This is a genomic window from Halomonas sp. ABH4_019 (assembly GCF_056159885.1).
Window position 1 is genome coordinate 423,608 of sequence record NZ_JBSWWC010000003.1, and the last position, 17,093, is coordinate 440,700.

At 70.6% G+C, this 17,093-nt stretch carries 18 protein-coding genes; 12 read left to right on the forward strand and 6 right to left on the reverse strand.

All coding sequences use genetic code 11. The features are described from left to right. Positions 1 to 24 precede the first annotated feature (24 nt). The gene (locus tag ACXAFN_RS14315; RefSeq protein WP_474989606.1) at positions 25 to 423 is read right to left on the reverse strand and encodes a hypothetical protein; all 399 of its coding nucleotides are present in this window, start codon (positions 421 to 423) and stop codon (positions 25 to 27) included. A 139-nt stretch (positions 424 to 562) separates the two neighbouring features. On the opposite strand from ACXAFN_RS14315, the gene ACXAFN_RS14320 reads away from it, so the two are divergent. From ACXAFN_RS14320 to ACXAFN_RS14345, 6 genes are read left to right on the forward strand one after another with little or no spacing between them, the layout of a single operon-like run. After that, complete coding sequence (locus ACXAFN_RS14320; RefSeq protein WP_474989608.1) at positions 563 to 1,351, forward strand: DUF3450 domain-containing protein; 789 nt, start codon at positions 563 to 565, stop codon at positions 1,349 to 1,351. Continuing rightward, positions 1,351 to 2,745 (forward strand): MotA/TolQ/ExbB proton channel family protein, encoded by a 1,395-nt coding sequence (locus ACXAFN_RS14325; RefSeq protein WP_474989610.1) that lies wholly within the window; start codon positions 1,351 to 1,353, stop codon positions 2,743 to 2,745. The genes ACXAFN_RS14320 and ACXAFN_RS14325 overlap by 1 nt, the downstream gene beginning before the upstream one ends. Further along, the gene (locus ACXAFN_RS14330; protein ID WP_474989612.1) at positions 2,726 to 3,262 is read left to right on the forward strand and encodes a MotA/TolQ/ExbB proton channel family protein; all 537 of its coding nucleotides are present in this window, start codon (positions 2,726 to 2,728) and stop codon (positions 3,260 to 3,262) included. Before ACXAFN_RS14325 ends, ACXAFN_RS14330 begins: the two co-directional genes overlap by 20 nt. Beyond that, entirely contained in the window at positions 3,255 to 3,659 is a 405-nt protein-coding gene (locus ACXAFN_RS14335) for an ExbD/TolR family protein (protein ID WP_474989614.1), read from the forward strand. The genes ACXAFN_RS14330 and ACXAFN_RS14335 overlap by 8 nt, the downstream gene beginning before the upstream one ends. Next, complete coding sequence (locus ACXAFN_RS14340) at positions 3,659 to 4,420, forward strand: energy transducer TonB (RefSeq protein WP_474989616.1); 762 nt, start codon at positions 3,659 to 3,661, stop codon at positions 4,418 to 4,420. The genes ACXAFN_RS14335 and ACXAFN_RS14340 overlap by 1 nt, the downstream gene beginning before the upstream one ends. Beyond that, the gene (locus tag ACXAFN_RS14345) at positions 4,417 to 5,559 is read left to right on the forward strand and encodes a tetratricopeptide repeat protein (protein WP_474989618.1); all 1,143 of its coding nucleotides are present in this window, start codon (positions 4,417 to 4,419) and stop codon (positions 5,557 to 5,559) included. Before ACXAFN_RS14340 ends, ACXAFN_RS14345 begins: the two co-directional genes overlap by 4 nt. 14 nt (positions 5,560 to 5,573) lie before the next feature. On the opposite strand, the gene xthA is transcribed toward ACXAFN_RS14345, so the two are convergent. Together xthA and ACXAFN_RS14355 are read right to left on the reverse strand one after the other, a co-directional pair. After that, positions 5,574 to 6,404, reverse strand: a complete 831-nt coding sequence (gene xthA / locus ACXAFN_RS14350; protein ID WP_474989619.1) for an exodeoxyribonuclease III — start codon at positions 6,402 to 6,404, stop codon at positions 5,574 to 5,576. Positions 6,405 to 6,407: 3 nt separating this feature from the next. Continuing rightward, on the reverse strand, positions 6,408 to 6,635 hold the full coding sequence (locus ACXAFN_RS14355) for a hypothetical protein (RefSeq protein WP_474989621.1): 228 nt from the start codon (positions 6,633 to 6,635) through the stop codon (positions 6,408 to 6,410). A 161-nt stretch (positions 6,636 to 6,796) separates the two neighbouring features. Here ACXAFN_RS14355 and rhlB point away from each other — a divergent pair, with 161 nt between their 5' ends. After that, positions 6,797 to 8,077, forward strand: coding sequence for an ATP-dependent RNA helicase RhlB (gene rhlB, locus ACXAFN_RS14360; RefSeq protein WP_474989623.1), 1,281 nt, complete (start codon positions 6,797 to 6,799; stop codon positions 8,075 to 8,077). Between the two features lie 238 nt (positions 8,078 to 8,315). Next, positions 8,316 to 10,451 carry an ATP-dependent DNA helicase DinG gene (gene dinG, locus ACXAFN_RS14365; RefSeq protein ID WP_474989625.1) on the forward strand — a complete coding sequence of 712 codons (2,136 nt, stop codon included), beginning with the start codon at positions 8,316 to 8,318 and terminating at the stop codon, positions 10,449 to 10,451. Here the strand turns inward: dinG and ACXAFN_RS14370 are convergent, their stop codons facing one another. Continuing rightward, positions 10,452 to 11,042 (reverse strand): SCO family protein, encoded by a 591-nt coding sequence (locus ACXAFN_RS14370; protein ID WP_474989627.1) that lies wholly within the window; start codon positions 11,040 to 11,042, stop codon positions 10,452 to 10,454. A 16-nt stretch (positions 11,043 to 11,058) separates the two neighbouring features. Further along, positions 11,059 to 11,931 (reverse strand): cytochrome c oxidase assembly protein, encoded by an 873-nt coding sequence (locus ACXAFN_RS14375; RefSeq protein ID WP_474989629.1) that lies wholly within the window; start codon positions 11,929 to 11,931, stop codon positions 11,059 to 11,061. A 187-nt stretch (positions 11,932 to 12,118) separates the two neighbouring features. Between ACXAFN_RS14375 and ACXAFN_RS14380 the strand changes: the two genes are divergently transcribed. Beyond that, a complete protein-coding gene (locus ACXAFN_RS14380; RefSeq protein WP_474989631.1) occupies positions 12,119 to 12,979 on the forward strand; it encodes an Nmad3 family putative nucleotide modification protein in 861 nt (286 codons plus the stop codon). A gap of 62 nt (positions 12,980 to 13,041) precedes the next feature. Here ACXAFN_RS14380 and ACXAFN_RS14385 read toward each other — a convergent pair whose 3' ends face one another. Then, positions 13,042 to 14,121 carry a 3-deoxy-7-phosphoheptulonate synthase gene (locus ACXAFN_RS14385; protein WP_474989633.1) on the reverse strand — a complete coding sequence of 360 codons (1,080 nt, stop codon included), beginning with the start codon at positions 14,119 to 14,121 and terminating at the stop codon, positions 13,042 to 13,044. Between the two features lie 331 nt (positions 14,122 to 14,452). Here ACXAFN_RS14385 and rpoE point away from each other — a divergent pair, with 331 nt between their 5' ends. The 3 genes from rpoE (at position 14,453) to ACXAFN_RS14400 (ending at position 16,981) form a co-directional block, all read left to right on the forward strand. Beyond that, positions 14,453 to 15,058 carry an RNA polymerase sigma factor RpoE gene (gene rpoE / locus ACXAFN_RS14390; protein WP_474989635.1) on the forward strand — a complete coding sequence of 202 codons (606 nt, stop codon included), beginning with the start codon at positions 14,453 to 14,455 and terminating at the stop codon, positions 15,056 to 15,058. A gap of 193 nt (positions 15,059 to 15,251) precedes the next feature. Next, a complete protein-coding gene (locus tag ACXAFN_RS14395; RefSeq protein WP_474989637.1) occupies positions 15,252 to 15,968 on the forward strand; it encodes a sigma-E factor negative regulatory protein in 717 nt (238 codons plus the stop codon). Then, entirely contained in the window at positions 15,968 to 16,981 is a 1,014-nt protein-coding gene (locus ACXAFN_RS14400) for a MucB/RseB C-terminal domain-containing protein (RefSeq protein ID WP_474989639.1), read from the forward strand. The genes ACXAFN_RS14395 and ACXAFN_RS14400 overlap by 1 nt, the downstream gene beginning before the upstream one ends. The last annotated feature ends 112 nt before the right edge of the window (positions 16,982 to 17,093 follow it).

Sequence of the window (17,093 nt, forward strand, 5' to 3'; positions counted from 1 at the left end):
TGTCGGGGAGGCGGCGAGGGTGGTTCAGCGGCCCAGCCAGCCGCCCAGCCGCCGGGCGGCGGCCTGCCAGGGGCCTTCGCGACGGCTGGGGGAGGCCAGTCGCGTCGTGGTGTCCCCCAGCGGGACGATGATGGCTTCCAGGTGCTGCCGGCAGCGTCGATGGTCCAGGGCGCCGGGACACTGGGCCATCAGCAGCCCGCAGTGGGAGAGGGCGGCGTCCAGGGAGGGGTGGAGGTCCGGGAAAGGCGCCGCCTCTTCGCGACAGCGCCTCAGTTCTGCCGACAGCATCTCGACCGTCCGCGTATCCAGCCAGCAGGGCACGCCCGGGCGGCGGGCGTGCCCGTTCACCGATTCCAGCAGGGCCCGGAACGACACGCAGAGAAAGGTACAGGTGTAGTAGAGCCGAGCGCGGTCCGTCGTCATGGCGTCTCACCTCTTGGATAAAATAGATTCTCATTCTTGTTTTTCGGGGCGGAGCTGTCAATCGCCGGGGCCAGGGATTGATAACAATTCTTGTTCGGAGTAGGGTGCTTCGCACCTGTGCACCTTTCGGGAGACGCGAGTGCCCTACCCACACCCCTGGATCCGCCATGGCCTGGCAGGCGTCGCCCTGATGCTGGCCGCCACGGCGGCCGCCGAAACCACGCTGCGTGACGAGGCCCTCGACGCCCAGCGCACCCAGGCCGAACTGCAGGCGCGCATCGACGAGGCCGATGATGACGTGCGTGACAAGCTCCAGGCTCTTCGCCAGGCGCGGGAGGAGACCCGCCGCCTGAGCGGCTACAACGACGAGCTGTCACCGCTGGTCGAGCGTCAGGCCGAGACCCTGGCCGGCCGACGCGATGCGCTTTCCACCCTGTCGGAAACCCGCGAGTCCCTGCCGGGCCTGATGCGCGACATCGTCGAGCGACTGCGGGCCTGGGTCGAGGCCGACATGCCCTTCCTGCGCGACGAGCGCCTGGCCCGAGTGGAGAGCCTGGAGACCCTACTGGCCGACCCCGAGCAGAGCACGGACGAGAAACTCTCGCGGGTATTGGCCGCCTGGCGCGCCGAACTCGACTACGGCCGCGGGCTCGATGCCTGGCGGGGCGAGTTGCCCGGCGACACGCCCCGCGAGGTGGACTTCCTGCGCCTGGGGCGGGTCGGCTGGTACTACCTGACCCCCGACGGCCGCCAGGGCGGGGTGTGGCGCGCCGAGCAGGGCGGCTGGCAGCCCCTCGACGAGGCGGCCCTGGCCGAGGTGCGCAAGGGGTTGGCCATCGCCCGCGAACAGCGTGCGCCGGCGCTGCTGAACCTGCCCGTTTCCCAATCCGTCGCCAGGCTCGAGACGCCTGCCGGGGAGGACGCCTGATGACCACGAGCACTGCGATGCGCGCCGCCCTGGCCGGCCTGTGGCTGGCGGCCATGCCGCTGGCGGCCCAGGCCCAGCAGGCGACGGCGCCGGACGAATCGACCCCGCTGGCCTCCCTGAGCGCCGAGCGCCAGGCCGCCGAGGCGCGCGACCGTGCCCGCCTGGCCGAGCTGGTGGATGACGAGGCGGCCCTGGACGCCGCCCTCCAGGAGGCCCGGGCCGCGCTGGCCGAGGCCCGCGAGCGCCGCGAGTCCCTGGAGACCCGCCAGCAGGCACAGCGTGACGAGCTCGAGGCCCTGAACGCCCAGCGACAGGAGCAGGGCGGCGATCTCGAGGCGGTCTTCAACGAGGTCGCCGGCGTCAGCGGGGAATTGCGCGACGACCTCGCCGATAGCTGGTTGACGCTCGGCGGTGCGGCCGAGCTGCCGCCGCGTCTGGAGGCCGACGGCATCCTGCGCACCGAGCAGTTGACCGGCCTGGCCGACAGCCTGATGGCGCTGACCCGCGAGACCTCCCGGGTGGTCGGCCTCGAGGCGCCGGTCGCCGGGGCCGATGGCGAGGTGAGCGAACGGATGGTGGTCCGCGTCGGCGACCTGCTGGCGGCCAGCGACGGCCAGCTGCTGGAGCGTCCCGGCGAGGAGGGCCGCCTGACGGTGCTGCCCCAGACGCCAGCGGCGGTCGCCGAACGGATGTCGGCCTTCCAGGCCGGGGACGGCGAGGTGGTGTCCTTCGACCCCGCCGGCGGCCAGGTCCTCGATGCCCTGGCCCGCCAGCCGAATCTCTGGGAGCGCTTCCAGCAGGGCGGCGCCGTGGGCTACGTGGTGGTGGCACTGGGCGTGGCGGGCCTGCTGGTGGCCCTGGGGCAGTACCTCTACCTGTTGCGCATCACCGTCACCCTGCGTCGCCAGCTGGGCGACCTCCAGCGACTGCGCGCCGACAACCCGCTGGGACGGGTGCTCGAGCGCTTCCATGCTCTGGGCGCCGGCCATGCCCCCGAGGCGCTGGAAGCCCGCCTGGACGAGGCGCTGCTCGCCGAGCAGCCACGCCTCGAGCGCGGCCAGGGACTGGTCAAGATGCTCGCCGCGGTGGCGCCGCTGCTGGGCCTGCTGGGCACGGTCACCGGGATGATCGTGACCTTCCAGTCGATCACGGTGTTCGGCACCGGCGACCCGCAGCTGATGGCCGGCGGCATCAGCCAGGCCCTGGTAACCACGGTGCTGGGCCTGATCACCGCGGTACCGTTGCTGTTCGCCCACACCGCGCTGTCGAGCCGCAGCCGGGCGCTGATCGGCACCCTGGAAGGGCGGGCCAGTGCGGTGCTCGCCGATACCCTGGAGGCCGGCCGCGCCGTCTCCCCGAACGCGACGCCGCGCCATGCCGATGCCCTGGCTTGAACCCCTGGCTTGGCTGGTCGAGGCCGGCGGCCCGGTGCTGGTGGTCATCATCGGCGTGGCGGTGCTGCTGTTCTCGCTGGGCCTGGAGCGCTGGTGGTTCTTCCGCTTCCACTATCGCCCGGCGCGTCGCTCCCTGGTGGCGCACTGGGTGGCCCGCGGCGATCACGCGAGCTGGAGCGCCCTGACCCTGCGCGAGGTCTGGACCCGCGAGCTGATCGCCCGGCTGCGCGGTCCCTTGCCCTGGCTCAAGCTGCTGGTGGTGATCTGCCCGCTGTTCGGGCTGCTGGGCACCGTGACCGGCATGATCACCGTCTTCGACAGCCTGACGGTGAGCGAGGTGAACCAGGCCCGCGCCATGGCCGACGGCGTGGCCCGGGCGACCCTGCCGACCCTGAGCGGGATGGCGGTCTCGGTGGTGGGGCTGCTGTTCATCGCTCGTCTCGAACACATTATCCGGCGCGAGGATCAGCGGCTGCATGACCGCCTGGCACGTGCCGTGGAGGACGCTCATGCGTAGACGTCGACTGGCCGCCGGCGAGGAGAGCAGCGAGGTCAACCTGACCCCGATGCTGGACGTGGTCTTCATCATGCTGATCTTCTTCATCGTCACCACCAGCTTCATCAAGGAGAGCGGGGTGGAGATCGAGCGCCCCGAGTCCAGCGCGGCGACGCCGCGGCCCGATGTCCAGGTGCTGGTGGCGATCACTCCCGAGGGCGCCGTGTGGGTCGACGGTGAGCCGGTGGATCTGCACCGGGTCGGCCCGCGGGTGGCGGGGCTGGTCAGTGACGACGGTTCGGTGGTGATCCAGGCCGATCGCGAGGCCGCCACCGGCGTGCTGATCGAGGTCATGGATCGCCTGCGCGAGGCCGATGTCGACCAGGTGGCGGTGGCCGCCCAGCGGAGTGGCGACTGATGCGGATGCCGGTCTCTCTGCTGGCCGGGGCGGCCCTGACCCTGGCGCTGTTCGCGCTGCTGGCGCTGCTGGTCGTGCCGCCCGAGGCCGAGCCCGAGTTGCGCGAGGAGCTCACCCTGGCGCTGGCCGAGGCGCCCGCGGAGCCGGCGCCGGAACCGGTGCCGGCGGCCAGTGCGGCGCCCCCGCCGCCGCCCAGCGCCCCGACGCCGCCGCCCCGGCCGGCCCCGGCGCCCCAGGCGCAGAGCGCCATCGCCCTGCCGGAGCCGGAATTGCCGCCGCTGGACGCCCCGGACGTACCGCTGGACGAGACGCTGCCGGAGCTTACCGAGACGCCGCCGGAGCCCACGCCGCAGCCTGACCCGGAGCCGCGGCCCGCCCCCGAACCGCAACCGGAGCCCGCGCCGACGCCCGCACCCGCGCCCAGCCCGGCCCCCGCCGCCGAGACCGCCGCGGCACCATCAGCGTCTTCCCAGGCGAGGTCCAACGAGCCCGTGGACGTGGGCGCCTCGGCCCAGGCCACTCGCCGGGTGCCGCCCGAGTATCCCTCCCGGGCGCGGCGCCGCGGGCTCGAGGGCCATGTGGTGGTGCAGTTCATCATTCGCCGCGACGGCAGCGTCGAGCGCGACAGCATCGAGGTGGTGGAGGCCGATCCTCGCCGGGTCTTCGATCGCGTCGCCCGTCGCGCCATCGCCGGCTGGCAGTTCGCCGCCGCCGAGGATCGCCGTCGCGCCCGTCAGCGCCTGGAGTTCCACCTGAAATGAAGACTCTGACGCCGATCCGTCGCCTGTGCCTGCTGGCCTGGCTGCTGTCATCGCCCGCCCTGGCGGCGCCGACCCTGCCGGGAGGCATCATCGAGGACCTCCGCGGGCTCGAACAGCGTCTCGGTGAGGGCGCCTTCGAGGCCGTGCGCGAGCGCGCCACCCGCCAGGCGGAGCGGCTGGCCGGCGGCAATGCCTCGGATCGCTGGGCCCGGGCCCTCTACCTGCAACTGGCCGCCGGGGCCGAGGCGCGCCTCGAGGCGCCGCTCGCCGCCGCCGCGCTCCTGGCCGAGGCGCGCGCCGTGCCAGGCGTCGAGACCGCCCAGGCGGATCGCTGGCTGCGCCAGGAGGCGGGGCTGCGCCTGAGGGGCGATGAGTCCGATCGGGCCAGGGCCCTGCTCGACGACTGGTTCCGGCGCCATCGTGGCACGGCCGACGATCACTGGCTGATGGCCCAGCTGCTGGCCGGCGAGGCCGATTGGGAGGCCGCATCGCGCTGGGTGAAGCGTGCCCTGGACGCCGGCGGCGAGCCCGGCGACGCTCGGGCTCGGCTGGCCGCCACCGTGCTGCAGCGGGCCGGCGACGAGAGCGGCGCCCTGGCGGTGATCGAGCGACGCCTCGCCGACGCGAAGGGCGATCCGGCGACCTGGCGTCGGGCGGCGGGCCTGGCCCAGCGGCTCGGCGACCCCGGCCGGGCGGCGGCGATCTGGGAGGCCGGCTGGCGTCGCGGCCTGCTGTCGGGGCCCGATGACCTGGAACAGCGCATTCGCCTGCACCTGGCCGGCGGCACGCCGGCCCGAGCCGCCGAACTGCTGGCCGACGCGCTCGAGGCGCAGGCGTTGCCGGACGACCTCGAGCATCGTCACCTGCTGGCCGTTGCCTGGCAGGCCGCACGCGATCGCCGGCCAGCGCTGGCCGCCTGGCGCGACGTCGCCGAGCGCAGCGGCGCCGGCGACGACTGGCTGCGGCTGGGCGAGCTGGCCCACGGCTGGGGCGAGTGGGAGATCGCCCGAAAGGCCCTGGAACGGGCCCGCGAGTTGGGCGAGGCCGAGGCCGATGCCTGGCTGTCGAGCCTGCCGGGGCAGGGCGACGATGGGGAAGTCGGCGGGGCCGAGGCGAGGGGGCCCGCCGACGAGGCCTGATGCGTGAGGCCTGGTCAGGCCTCGAGTTCGGTCCACACGGGGGCGTGGTCGGAGGGTTTCTCCATGCCCCGCAGCGCGTAGTCGATGCCGGCATTGCGGACCTTTGCGGCCAGCGGCTCGGTCACCAGGATGTAGTCGATGCGCAGGCCGCGCTTGGGCTCGCGATCGAAGCCCTTGGAGCGGTAGTCGAACCAGCTGAAGCGGTCGTCCGCCTCCGGCTGGCAGAGCCGATAGCTGTCGGCGAGCCCCCAGGCCTTGATCCCCGTCAGCCACTCGCGCTCCACCGGCTGGAAGCTGGTCTTGCCCTCGCGCAGCCAGCGCTTGCGGTTGGCTTCGCCGATGCCGATGTCGATGTCCTCGGGCGAGATATTGAAGTCGCCCATGATCGCCAGGCGCTCGTCGGGGGCATGGTGCTCGTCGAGCAGCCGCGCCAGCTGGGCGTAGAAGGCACGCTTGTGCGGGAACTTCACCGGATGGTCGACGTTCTCGCCCTGGGGGAAGTAGCCGTTCCACACCGTCAGCGGCTCGCCGCCGTCGATGCGTAGCCGCGCCCCGATCAGCCGACGCTGGGCGTCGTCGTCATCGTCGGGGAAGCCCCGGTAGACCGCCTCAGGCCCTTCCGGGCACTGTTGCCGGCAGATCATCAGCGCCACCCCGTAATGGCCCTTCTGGCCGTGGAAGTGAACGTCGTAGCCCATGGCCTCGACGGCCTCGCGCGGGAACTCGGCGTCCTGGACCTTGGTTTCCTGGAGCCCGATCACCGCCGGGCGGTGGGCCTCGATCAGCGCTTCCAGCTGGTGCAGGCGGGCGCGAATACCGTTGATGTTGAATGACACCAGGCGCATCGGTCAGTCGTCCTTGTGCTCGGGATGGATATCGATCGGCTGGCCGGCCTCCTGGCGGGCCTGCTTGCGCGCCGCCTGCAGCTTGCGCTGCTGGCGCTTCTTCTGGGTGTAGCGGCGCGACGAGGTGACCTCGTCGGGGTTCTCGTGGCGCCACTGCTTGTAATCCTTGCGCCGGCCGGTGCGAATGGTCACCTTGTCGGCCAGCGAGCGGGTCTTCTTCTTGCGTGTCATGACGCAGGCTCCTTGATCGTTGGCGCCATTCTAGCAGCCGGAGCCAACCCTTCGACAGCGGACGCGCCCTCGTCGCCAGAGACTGGTACAATGGCCGTTTGCGTCCCGCATCCCTTGCCGATGCACTTCCATCCACGAACATGGACGAGACAGCACAGCCTATGAGCGAGTCGGAACAGACCACAGCACCGGCCCAGACCGAGAACCGCAAGCCCAAGCGTCGTCGCCGCAAGCCGCGTCGCCGCCAGTCGAACTGGGATCTGCGCCAGTTCCAGGTCCCCGCCGTGGCGGGCAAGTGGCGCTTCCACGACTTCGATCTGCCGCTGCCGCTGATGCGCGCCATCCACGCTCAAGGGTTCGAGTACTGCACGCCGATCCAGGCCGAGGCGCTGACGCACACCCTGCTGGGCGGCGACGTGGTCGGCAAGGCGCAGACCGGCACCGGCAAGACCGCCGCCTTCCTGATCTCGATCCTCGCCTACTTCCTCGAGGAGGAGGCGCCGGATGGCCAGAAGCCCGGCGCGCCCCGGGCGTTGATCGTGGCGCCGACCCGGGAGCTGGCACTGCAGATCGAGAAGGACGCCAAGGCCCTGGCCCGCTTCACCAACCTCAACGTGGCCAGCGTCGTCGGCGGCATGGACTACCAGAAGCAGCTCGAGGGGCTGGGCAAGACGCTCGATATCCTGGTCGCCACCCCGGGCCGCCTGCTGGACTTCCACCAGAAGCGTGACGTCGACCTGACCCAGGTCGAGGTGCTGGTGCTCGACGAGGCGGATCGCATGCTCTCCATGGGCTTCATCCCCGACGTCAAGCGCATCATCCGCCACACGCCGAAGAAGGAGGAGCGCCAGACCTTCCTGTTCTCCGCCACCTTCACCGAGGACATCCTCAACCTGGCGAGCCAGTGGACCCAGAGCCCGGCCCATGTGGAGATCGCGGTTACCGTCGACAACGCCGCCGACATCGACCAGCGCGTCTACCTGGTCAGCGACGAGGACAAGCAGCGCCTGCTGGTCAAGCTGCTGCAGCAGGAGAGCTTCGACCGGGTGATGGTGTTCGGCAATCGCCGCGACCTGGTGCGCAAGCTCGACGACCTGCTCAAGAAGGCCGACATCAACGCCGCCATGCTCTCCGGGGACGTGCCCCAGAACCAGCGCATCCGCACCCTGGAGCGCTTCCGCGAGGGCGAGATCCAGGTGCTGGTGGCCACCGACGTGGCCGGGCGCGGCATCCACATCGAGGATGTCAGCCATGTGATCAACTACACCCTGCCCGAGGACCCGGAGGACTACGTCCACCGCATCGGGCGTACCGGCCGCGCCGGCGCCAAGGGCGTCTCGATCAGCTTTGTGGGCGAGGAAGACGCCTTCTCGCTGCCGGAGATCGAGCGCTTCATCGACGACAAGCTGCCCTGCGAGCATCCGCCGGAAGGGCTGCTGTAAAGGTGAAAGAGTGGCGCTGCGCGCCTGGAAGCTCGAAGGCGCGGCTGCGCCGCTTGAAGAAAGACCGCTCGGACTGCGCCTGAGAAACCACCCGAGTGAGTGGTGCCGGGGACAGGCCGTGGCGGAGGTCCTCTGCCATGGATGGCAGAGGTAGCGCCCAGGGAAGGGTTCACAGCGCCTCCGCATCGGCCTGTCGCCGGGAAAACCGCGGTCTCCCCTCAATGATGCAGGTCAGACCATGCTTGACGAGGTCCTCAAGGGCGAGATCCAGGGCGCCTATCGCAAGGTGCTCGACGGCCTCGACCTGACGCCGCGCTACGGTCAGCGGCTGATGATCGCCGAGATCGCCCGCACCCTGGGCGGCATCGAGGCCGACGACGCCGGCCAGCGCACCAGCAACGAGCACGTCTGCGTGCTCGAGGCCGGCACCGGCACCGGCAAGACCCTGGCCTACCTGCTTGCCGCGCTGCCGGTGGCCAAGGCCCAGGGCAAGCGCCTGGTGGTGGCCACCGCCACGGTGGCCCTGCAGGAGCAGGTGCTGCACCAGGACCTGCCGTCCCTCAAGGCCCACAGCGGGCTCGCCTTCGACTACGCCCTGGCCAAGGGGCGCGGTCGCTACGTGTGCGTGGCGCGTCTCGACCAGGCCATGGACGGTGGCGAGGACAACCCCACGCTGTCGCTGTTCGAGCAGGCCCTGGACAGCGGCGGCGACGACTTCCAGCGGCTCGTCCAGTCCCTGGGCGAGGCCTACGGCAACGGCCGCTGGGCCGGCGACCGCGACAGCTGGCCGGAGGGCATCGACGATGCCCACTGGCGCAAGCTCACCGTCGACCACCGCCAGTGCACCAACCGGCGCTGCGGCCACTTCGGGGCCTGCGCCTTCTTTCGCGCCCGCCGCGAGCTGGACAGCGCCGAGGTGATCGTCGCCAATCACGACCTGGTGCTGGCCGACCTGGCGCTGGGCGGCGGCGTGGTGCTGCCGGACCCCGGTGACTGCATCTACGTCTTCGACGAGGGCCATCACCTGCCCGACAAGGCGCTCAACCACTTTACCCACCGCTTCGCCGTGGGCTTCACCCTGCGCTGGTTGAGCAGCCTCAAGAAGTCGCTCACCGAGCTCCATCAGGCCATGGCCGTGCAGCCGACCCTGGCGCGGCTGCTGGCGAGCCTGCCGCCGCTGTTCGAGGCGCTGGAGCCGCGGCTCGGCGAGGCGTTCTCGCTGGGCCACCAGCTGGCCGGGCGACCCGAGGGCCTGGGCGACGGCGAGGACGGCGCCCAGCACCGCTTCGAGATGGGACGGGCGCCGGATGCCCTGCGCGAGCAGGCCGACGGCCTGGTGACGCTGTTCGCCGAGCTGTCACGGACCCTGGAATCGACGGCCGATATCCTGCGCGAGAGCCTGGACCCGGAGAAGTCCACCGGGCTGCCCAAGGAACAGGCCGAAGCCTGGCTGCCGCTGGTGGCGCTGCTGCATGGCCGCGCCCTGGAGGCCCATGCCCTGTGGCAGGCCTTCGCCGAGACCGACCCGGAAGGCGAGCCGCCGCGGGCCCGCTGGCTGACGCTGGAGCGCTTCGGCGGCGACCCGGAGCTGACCTTCTCGGCGAGCCCGGTCTCCGCCGCGCATACCCTGGCCAAGTCGCTGTGGGGGCGCTGCTTCGGTGCCGTGGTGACCTCGGCGACCCTCACCGCCCTGGGTCGCTTCGAGCGGCTGCAGGAGCGGGCCGGGCTGGCCAACCGCTATCGCTACCAGAGCCTGCCGAGCCCCTTCGACTATTCCCGGGCGGTGCTCAGCGTGCCCCGGGAGGCGGCCGACCCGTCCGACCGCGACGGCCACGAGCGCGCCATCGTCGAGTTCGTCGAGGCGCTCGGCGAAGACGAGGCGGTGTTGGCGCTGTTCTCGTCCCGGGCCCAGCTGCGTGCCGTGGAGCGGGCGCTCTCTGATGGCACGCGGGAACGGGTGCTGGCCCAGGGCCGGCTGCCCAAGCGCGAGCTGGTGGAGCGTCACCGGGCGAAGGTCGACAAGGGCGAGGGCAGCATCCTGTTCGGCCTGGCGAGCTTCGCCGAAGGCATCGACCTGCCCGGCGACTACCTGACCCATGTGGTGATCACCCGGCTGCCGTTTGCGGTGCCCGATGACCCGGTGGGGGCGACGCTCGCCGAGTGGATCGAGCGCCAGGGCGGCAACCCCTTCATGCGCATCAGCGTGCCGGACGCCTCCATCAAGCTGGTGCAGGCCTGCGGCCGGCTGATCCGCAAGGAGGCCGACCGAGGACGCATCACCCTGCTCGATCGCCGCGTGCTGACGCGACGCTACGGCCGCGCCCTGCTCGACGCCCTGCCGCCCTTCGTGCGCGAGATCGACGGCCAGCCCTGATCACCCCTCCTCAGTGAGCAGCCGCTCGAGGTCGTGGCGCACGGCCTCGGGGCTGTCGCCATCGCGGATCAGCAGCCGCGCCTGGCCTTCCCGGTCGAAGGCGAAGATGCCGCTGGGGTGGGAGACCGGATAGTCTCCATCGCCGTCCTTTTCCCCGTAGCCGTAGGTCACCCGGTAGCGTTTGGTGAGGTCGTCTAGCTGATCCCGGTTGCCGGTCAAGCCGACGATGGCCGGTCCGAAGGCGTCGGTGTAGGTCGTCAGTCGCCGGGGGCCGTCGCGGGTCGGGTCCACAGAGACGAACAGCACCCGCACGTCGCCTCGCGCCTCGGACGCCAGGCCGCCCAGGGTGTTGGCGAGCCGGGCGAGGGTGGTGGGGCAGACGTCCGGGCAGTGGGTATAGCCGAAGTACACCAGGGTCACGTCGCCCCGGTAGCGTTCGGCCTCCACCGTTCGGCCTCGCTCATCGGTCAGCGTGAAGGCCAGCGGCGGCATCAGCGAGGCGATGTCCTTGGTCTGCCAGTCGTCCTCGCCGCAGCCGGCCAGGGCCAGTAGGGCGAGCAGCGCAAGCCGTTGGAACGGGGTCGTGTGCATGGCATCTCCTCGACGATCAGCCGGTCGCATCCGGCGGTGCGGGGGCGGCCGCCACCCGCCGGTCGCTGGACTCGCTGCGCCGTAGCTGGCGCAGCACGATCAGGGTGCCGATCACGCTCATCATGGTGGCCGGGATCCAGGTGATCAGCCCGCCCAGCTGCTGGTCGACCAGCGGGGCCAGCGGCCAGGCGCGACCGCACACCTCATAGACGTCGAACAGCACCGTTGGGCTGAAGGTGAGGTAGGCGCCGAGCAGGATCTGCGGCGGCACCACGACCAGCAGCAGCAGGATGCGTCGACCGTGGCCGAGCCTCGCGGACGGCGTGAGCACCAGCCACCAGAACAGCACGCCGTCGACCAGCATGCTCCAGTTCATGAGCTGGTAGAGCTCCCGGCTGAGCATGGCGTCGAAGTGCACCTCCGGGATCAGCCAGAAATAGATCAGGCCCACGAACAGCAGCGGCGCGACCAGCGGGTGCTGCAACACATCGACCAGGGGGCGCGCGAGCCGCCGCGCCCCCTCGAGCCCGGCCGGCAGGCCGGCGGCCAGCACCGGTCCGGGGAAGGCGAGGGCCATCAGGAAGGGGGCGGCATGGTGCAACACCAGATGCTGGGCCCGGTGGGGGAAGAACATGTACTGCGAGAGATAGTCGTAGCGGGTCTGGCTGACGAGGTAGACCAGGGCGAGCCCGGCGAGGAAGGCGGTCGGTCGCGCCCAGCCGACGGCGGGATGGCGACGGCCGAGGCGCCTGGCGCCGCGCAGGTAGATGGCGGCGGCCGTCACGCAGGCGAGCCCCCACAGCGGCTCGAACTCCCAGGGGGCAAGCCAGGCAGCGAGGGAGGCGAGGGGGGCGTAGAGAGAGTCCAGCAGGGCCGTCGGCTCAGCCATCCGCGTGTCCTTGTGGTCGGGGGAGCGGCTTATCGCCTCAAGCTAGCCGAGGCCCGTGCGGCCGGCAATCGGGCCTGCTCACGCTGCTGTGACGCTTGAACCCCGAGACGCGATTGGCCAGTATTCCCGCGCCGAGCTCGTCGATGGGGCCTGGTCGCGCCGGCCCGTTTTCCCGCAAGGAGTCGCGATGAAACTGATCCTGAGCCGCAAGGGCTTCGATACCTCCGCCGGCGGCGTGCCCAATCCGATCCTGCCCGATGGGCGGCTGCTCGCCCTGCCGATCCCCGATGCGCGAGCGGCGGCCGCGTATGAGGACATCACCCAGCAGGGCGAGCCGCTGGGGCCGCTCGTCGCCGACCTGACGCGAGGGAAGATCGCCCCGAGTGCCCGGGCCCACCTGGACCCCGACCTGTGCGCCGACCAGCGGCCCCGCGCGCCGGGCTGGCGGCCGCTGTTCGGCCAGATGGGAGCGGCCCAGAGCCATCTGCGCAATCAGGGGGTCGGGGCTGGCGACCTGTTCCTGTTCTTCGGGCTGTTTCGAGACGTCGAGCGCGCCGCTGGCCGCTGGCGCTTCGTGCCCGCGTCGCGGCCGCGCCATGTGCTGTGGGGCTGGCTGCAGGTGGGCAAGGCGCTGGCGCTGGGCGAGCGACTGCCGGTGGGTGTCGAGTGGGCCCGTGACCACCCGCACTGCCAATGCCTGGGCACGCCTCGCAACATGCTGTATATCGCCAGCCGCCGGCTGGCCCTGGCGGGGCGCGATGCCGGCCTGCCGGGCGCCGGTCTCTTGCCGCGGGACGATCCTCGGCAGCACCTGACGGCGCCCCACGCCGAGACGGTATCGCACTGGGAGCTGCCGGCCTGGTGTCTACCGGGCGAGGGGCGGCCGCCGCTGACCTACCATGCCGACCCCCGGCGCTGGCGGCGGCGCGGCGATCGCGTCGCGCTGAAGGCCGTGGCCCGTGGCCAGGAGTTCGTGCTGGATGGTGAGCGGTACCCCGAGGCGATACCCTGGGCGCGGGAGTTGATCGCCGAGAGTGCGGCCCGGTAACGCGAGCCGAACGACGAGGGCCCGCCATGCGGCGGGCCCTCGTCGGGAACTGGTGCGCGGTGTCAGGCGGCGCGGCGCCGCTTGGCCAGTACCGGGGCCAGCTTGTCGTTCATGGTCGTGAAGGCCTGCTCGGTGGCGTCCCAGTCGATGCAGGCGTCGGTGACGGAGACGCCGTAGGCCAGCTGGCTGTGGTCCTCGGGGATCTTCTGGTTGCCCCAGCCGATGTTGGATTCGACCATCAGGCCGATGATCGAGCGGTTGCCCTCGAGGATCTGGTTGGTGACGTTTTCCAGCACCAGTGGCTGTAGGCTCGGATCCTTGTTGGAGTTGGCGTGGGAGCAATCGATCATGATGTTCGGGGTCACGCCGGCCTTGTGCAGCTCCTGCTCGGCCAGTGCCACGCTGACGCTGTCGTAGTTGGGCTTGCCGTTGCCGCCGCGCAGCACCACGTGGCCGTAGCGGTTGCCGCGGGTGCGGATGATCGCCACCTTGCCGGACTGGTCGATGCCCAGGAAGTTGTGCGGGTGGGCCACCGATTGCAGGGCGTTGACCGCCACGTCGAGGCTGCCGTCGGTGCCGTTCTTGAAGCCCACCGGGCCGGACAGCCCGGAGGCCATCTCGCGGTGGGTCTGGGATTCGGTGGTGCGCGCGCCGATCGCCGACCAGCTGATGCAGTCCTGCAGGTACTGGGGCGAGATCGGATCCAGCGCCTCGGTGGCCAGCGGCAGCCCCAGCTCGGCCAGCTCGACCAGCAGGCGCCGGGCGATGTGCAGGCCTTCCTCGATCTCGAACGAGCCGTTGAGGTGGGGATCGTTGATCAGCCCCTTCCAGCCCACGGTGGTCCGCGGCTTCTCGAAGTAGACGCGCATCACGATATACAGGCTGTCCTTGACCTCGTCGGCGAGCCGGCGCAGGCGGCGAGCGTAGTCCAGGGCCGCGTCGACGTCGTGGATCGAGCAGGGCCCCACTACCATCAGCAGCCGGGGATCGCTTCCGTCGAGGATGTTCTGGATGGTCTGGCGTCCCTCGATCACCGTGCGTTCGGCGTCTTCGGTGAGCGGGATGTCTCGCTTGAGATCGGCCGGGGAAATGAGGACGTCTTCGGCGAGAACGTTGAGGTTGTTGACCTGTTGCTCGGACATGTTGCTTCGCTACCTGTGTCGTGTCAGCGCTGATGCGGCGTGAGAGGCCTACTATCGCCCGCGTGCCGGGCAAATTCAATCGACTCGGGAACCCGGCGGGGAGGTGGATTGTCCTAGCGCCGGCGCGGGGCCGCCCGTCGATCGGTGCCAGCGGGCCCATGGCGGCGTCGAGGCTTGATGCGCGCCCGCGAAACAGGAACACTTGGGCACCCGCCGAGATCGGCGCACGCTCACCCCAGGGTCTAGGTTGATACATATGGAAGCGATACCCGTCTCTTGGCGACGCCCCTTCGGCGCGTCGCGTCAAGCTCCCGCCACGGGGAGGCGTTGAATGGGCACCCGGGAAACCGACCAGCAACTCGTCGAACGGGCGCAGAAGGGAGATACCCGCGCCTTCGACCTGCTGGTGAAGAAGTACCAGCACAAGATCATCGGCCTGATCGGCCGCTACGTGCACGATCACGCCGAAGTTCAGGACGTGGCACAGGAGGCCTTCATCAAGGCCTATCGGGCGCTTGGCAAGTTCCGCGCCGAGAGTGCCTTCTATACCTGGATGTACCGCATTGCCATCAACACCGCCAAGAACCATCTGGTGTCCAAGGGACGTCGCCCGCCGGGCAGCGACCTGGACATCGTCGATGCCGAGGTGGTCGACCACAGCGGCCGGCTGGCCGACATCGAGACGCCCGAGGCGGCCATCGCCCGGGATCAGCTCCAGGCCGCCGTCTTCGAGGCCATCGAGGCGCTGCCCGATGACTTGCGCACGGCGATTACCCTGCGCGAACTCGATGGGCTGTCCTACGAGGACATCGCCAACATCATGGAGTGTCCGGTGGGCACGGTGCGCTCGCGCATCTTCCGGGCCCGCGAGGCCGTGGACCAGCATATCCGGCCGCTGGTCACGACCTCTCGCAACCAGGAGGCGGTCACCGAATGACACGAAATTCCATCGTTTTTGCGGATTGGCTGAACTGTCGGGCGCGAGTGACGTCATATGCGGTGACCGACCCGTGCATGGCGGGTCATGAACCGCTCGACATGGCCGCTACCACGGGCAATGAGGTCGGGATTCCGGGCTTCCAACAGGATGCAAGGCGGTGGCGCCTTGACGATTGTGAGGGTGATGAGAAATGAGTCAGAACGCACGGGAATCGCTTTCTGCGTTGATGGACAATGAGGGGGACGAGCTCGAGCTGCGGCGCGTCCTCAAGTCGCTGGATGATGAGCCCGATGCGGCGGATGCCTGGCGCCGTTATCACCTCATGAGAAGCCTGATGCGACGCGAGACCGAGGTCGATATGGCCGCCGATCTCTCCGCCGGTGTCATGGCCAGCCTGCAGGACGAACCGGCGCCCGGCGCCGAGTCGGCCGCCCCCGCCCGGCGTTCCCTGCCGCTCGGGCGCAGCGCCGGCATCGCCGCGGCGGTCTCGCTGATGGTGATCACCGGCGTGCAGTTCTATAACGGCGCTTCTCCCCTCGACGGCGGCGAGGCTCCGGTGGCGACCAACGCCGGGATGACCAATGCCGGCACCACCAGTGCCGCGACCAATGCCACGTCCGGCCTGGAGTCGCTGGGGGGCGGTTCGTCCGGCCAGGGCGCGTCCCTGGTCGACATGCCGATGCTCCAGGGCTCCAGCGCCGGCAACCAGGGGTTGATGACCGTCGGGGCCGGTGCGCCCACGATGCTGTCGCCCACCCAGCGCCAGTCGCTGCGCATGGATCGTCAGCAGGCACTGCTCCTGCAGTCCTACCTGGATCGCCATGCCGAGGGTTCCGCCTCCACCGGCGGCGACGTGTGGATGCCGCTGCTGCGAGCCTCGGGAAGCGAGTCTTCAGGAGCGCGCTGATGGCGGGGCGGGGGAGTCGCTCGGCGCAACTGGGGGCGTGGTTGCTGGTCAGCGCCGTGCTCGCGGTGCCGGTGGGCGCCGCCCAGGCGGCGTCGACCAGTACCGATTTCGACTGCACCCGGATGGCGGAGGAAGACGAGCCCGACTCGGCGCTGGCCTGGTACGAGCGCAGCCTGTGGGCCGGCCACTGTTACGTCTTCCAGGCCCGCGCGGTGCGCATCGGCAGCGACGGCGTGCGCAGTCTGGCCATGTCCCACGAGATCCAGGATGGCGTCGAGCGCGAGGTGGCTCGCTTTCTCGACGGTCCCGCCGTGGCCTTCGAGCGCGAGGGGCGCATCGCGCGGCTGGTCGGCATGAACGCCGACGAGCCCATGCCGGCGTCTCCCGAGGCCATCGTCAGGCATCTCGGCGGCCTCTACCGCCTGCAGCTGTCGGGCACCGAGCGCATCGCCGGCCGCCAGGCCAGGCGCCTCGACATCGAGCCCCTCGATGATCAGCGCTACGGTCATCGCCTGTGGCTCGATGCCACCACGGCCTTGCCGCTCAAGCAGATGCTGCTCGACGAGCGGGGGCGGGTGGTCGAGACCTTCCAGATCACCGAGCTGCGCTCCCCTCGGCTCTACCAGGGGCGGGTCGGCTTGGCCCCGGAGCGCCACCTCGAACGACGGCCCTGGCGGCCGGACTGGTTGCCCGAGGGCTTCGTCGCCCAGCCGGTGAAGACCGGGGAGCGCCGTCCCGGGGTTAGCCATCGGGTCTACGGCGATGGCCTGGCGACCCTCAGCCTGTTCGTCGAACCCCTCGAGAACCGCGACCTGCTGATTCCCGGCATTCATCGCCTGGGGGTCTCCCACGCGGCGGTGTTGCATCGCGAGCTCGGGGGCCGTCCGCGCCAGGTGGTGGCCATGGGCGAACTGCCGCCGGCGGTGCTGAGGCGAGTGGTCGAGTCGGTGGTGTGGTCCGACGAGACGCCGACGGCCGATGCCGCCGCGAGCGAGGCGGGAAGCACGCCATGAGGGTCCCTGGCGCGGCCTTGCCGGCCCACGCCGCCCCGCTGAACCTTTTGCCCTCATCGGGGTAAGGTTTTGTACGAAAAGTCGGCGAGCGATGGCCAGGGCTAGGCCCATT

What these genes read in the sequence shown, in the direction of transcription:
- ACXAFN_RS14315 (WP_474989606.1), bottom strand. Translation starts at nt 423, where the DNA reads ATGACGACGGACCGCGCTCGGCTCTACTACACCTGTACCTTTCTCTGC.
- ACXAFN_RS14325 (WP_474989610.1), top strand. Translation starts at nt 1,351, where the DNA reads ATGACCACGAGCACTGCGATGCGCGCCGCCCTGGCCGGCCTGTGGCTG.
- ACXAFN_RS14330 (WP_474989612.1), top strand. Translation starts at nt 2,726, where the DNA reads ATGCCGATGCCCTGGCTTGAACCCCTGGCTTGGCTGGTCGAGGCCGGC.
- ACXAFN_RS14335 (WP_474989614.1), top strand. Translation starts at nt 3,255, where the DNA reads ATGCGTAGACGTCGACTGGCCGCCGGCGAGGAGAGCAGCGAGGTCAAC.
- ACXAFN_RS14340 (WP_474989616.1), top strand. Translation starts at nt 3,659, where the DNA reads ATGCGGATGCCGGTCTCTCTGCTGGCCGGGGCGGCCCTGACCCTGGCG.
- ACXAFN_RS14345 (WP_474989618.1), top strand. Translation starts at nt 4,417, where the DNA reads ATGAAGACTCTGACGCCGATCCGTCGCCTGTGCCTGCTGGCCTGGCTG.
- xthA (WP_474989619.1), bottom strand. Translation starts at nt 6,404, where the DNA reads ATGCGCCTGGTGTCATTCAACATCAACGGTATTCGCGCCCGCCTGCAC.
- ACXAFN_RS14355 (WP_474989621.1), bottom strand. Translation starts at nt 6,635, where the DNA reads ATGACACGCAAGAAGAAGACCCGCTCGCTGGCCGACAAGGTGACCATT.
- rhlB (WP_474989623.1), top strand. Translation starts at nt 6,797, where the DNA reads ATGAGCGAGTCGGAACAGACCACAGCACCGGCCCAGACCGAGAACCGC.
- dinG (WP_474989625.1), top strand. Translation starts at nt 8,316, where the DNA reads ATGCTTGACGAGGTCCTCAAGGGCGAGATCCAGGGCGCCTATCGCAAG.
- ACXAFN_RS14370 (WP_474989627.1), bottom strand. Translation starts at nt 11,042, where the DNA reads ATGCACACGACCCCGTTCCAACGGCTTGCGCTGCTCGCCCTACTGGCC.
- ACXAFN_RS14375 (WP_474989629.1), bottom strand. Translation starts at nt 11,931, where the DNA reads ATGGCTGAGCCGACGGCCCTGCTGGACTCTCTCTACGCCCCCCTCGCC.
- ACXAFN_RS14380 (WP_474989631.1), top strand. Translation starts at nt 12,119, where the DNA reads ATGAAACTGATCCTGAGCCGCAAGGGCTTCGATACCTCCGCCGGCGGC.
- ACXAFN_RS14385 (WP_474989633.1), bottom strand. Translation starts at nt 14,121, where the DNA reads ATGTCCGAGCAACAGGTCAACAACCTCAACGTTCTCGCCGAAGACGTC.
- rpoE (WP_474989635.1), top strand. Translation starts at nt 14,453, where the DNA reads ATGGGCACCCGGGAAACCGACCAGCAACTCGTCGAACGGGCGCAGAAG.
- ACXAFN_RS14395 (WP_474989637.1), top strand. Translation starts at nt 15,252, where the DNA reads ATGAGTCAGAACGCACGGGAATCGCTTTCTGCGTTGATGGACAATGAG.
- ACXAFN_RS14400 (WP_474989639.1), top strand. Translation starts at nt 15,968, where the DNA reads ATGGCGGGGCGGGGGAGTCGCTCGGCGCAACTGGGGGCGTGGTTGCTG.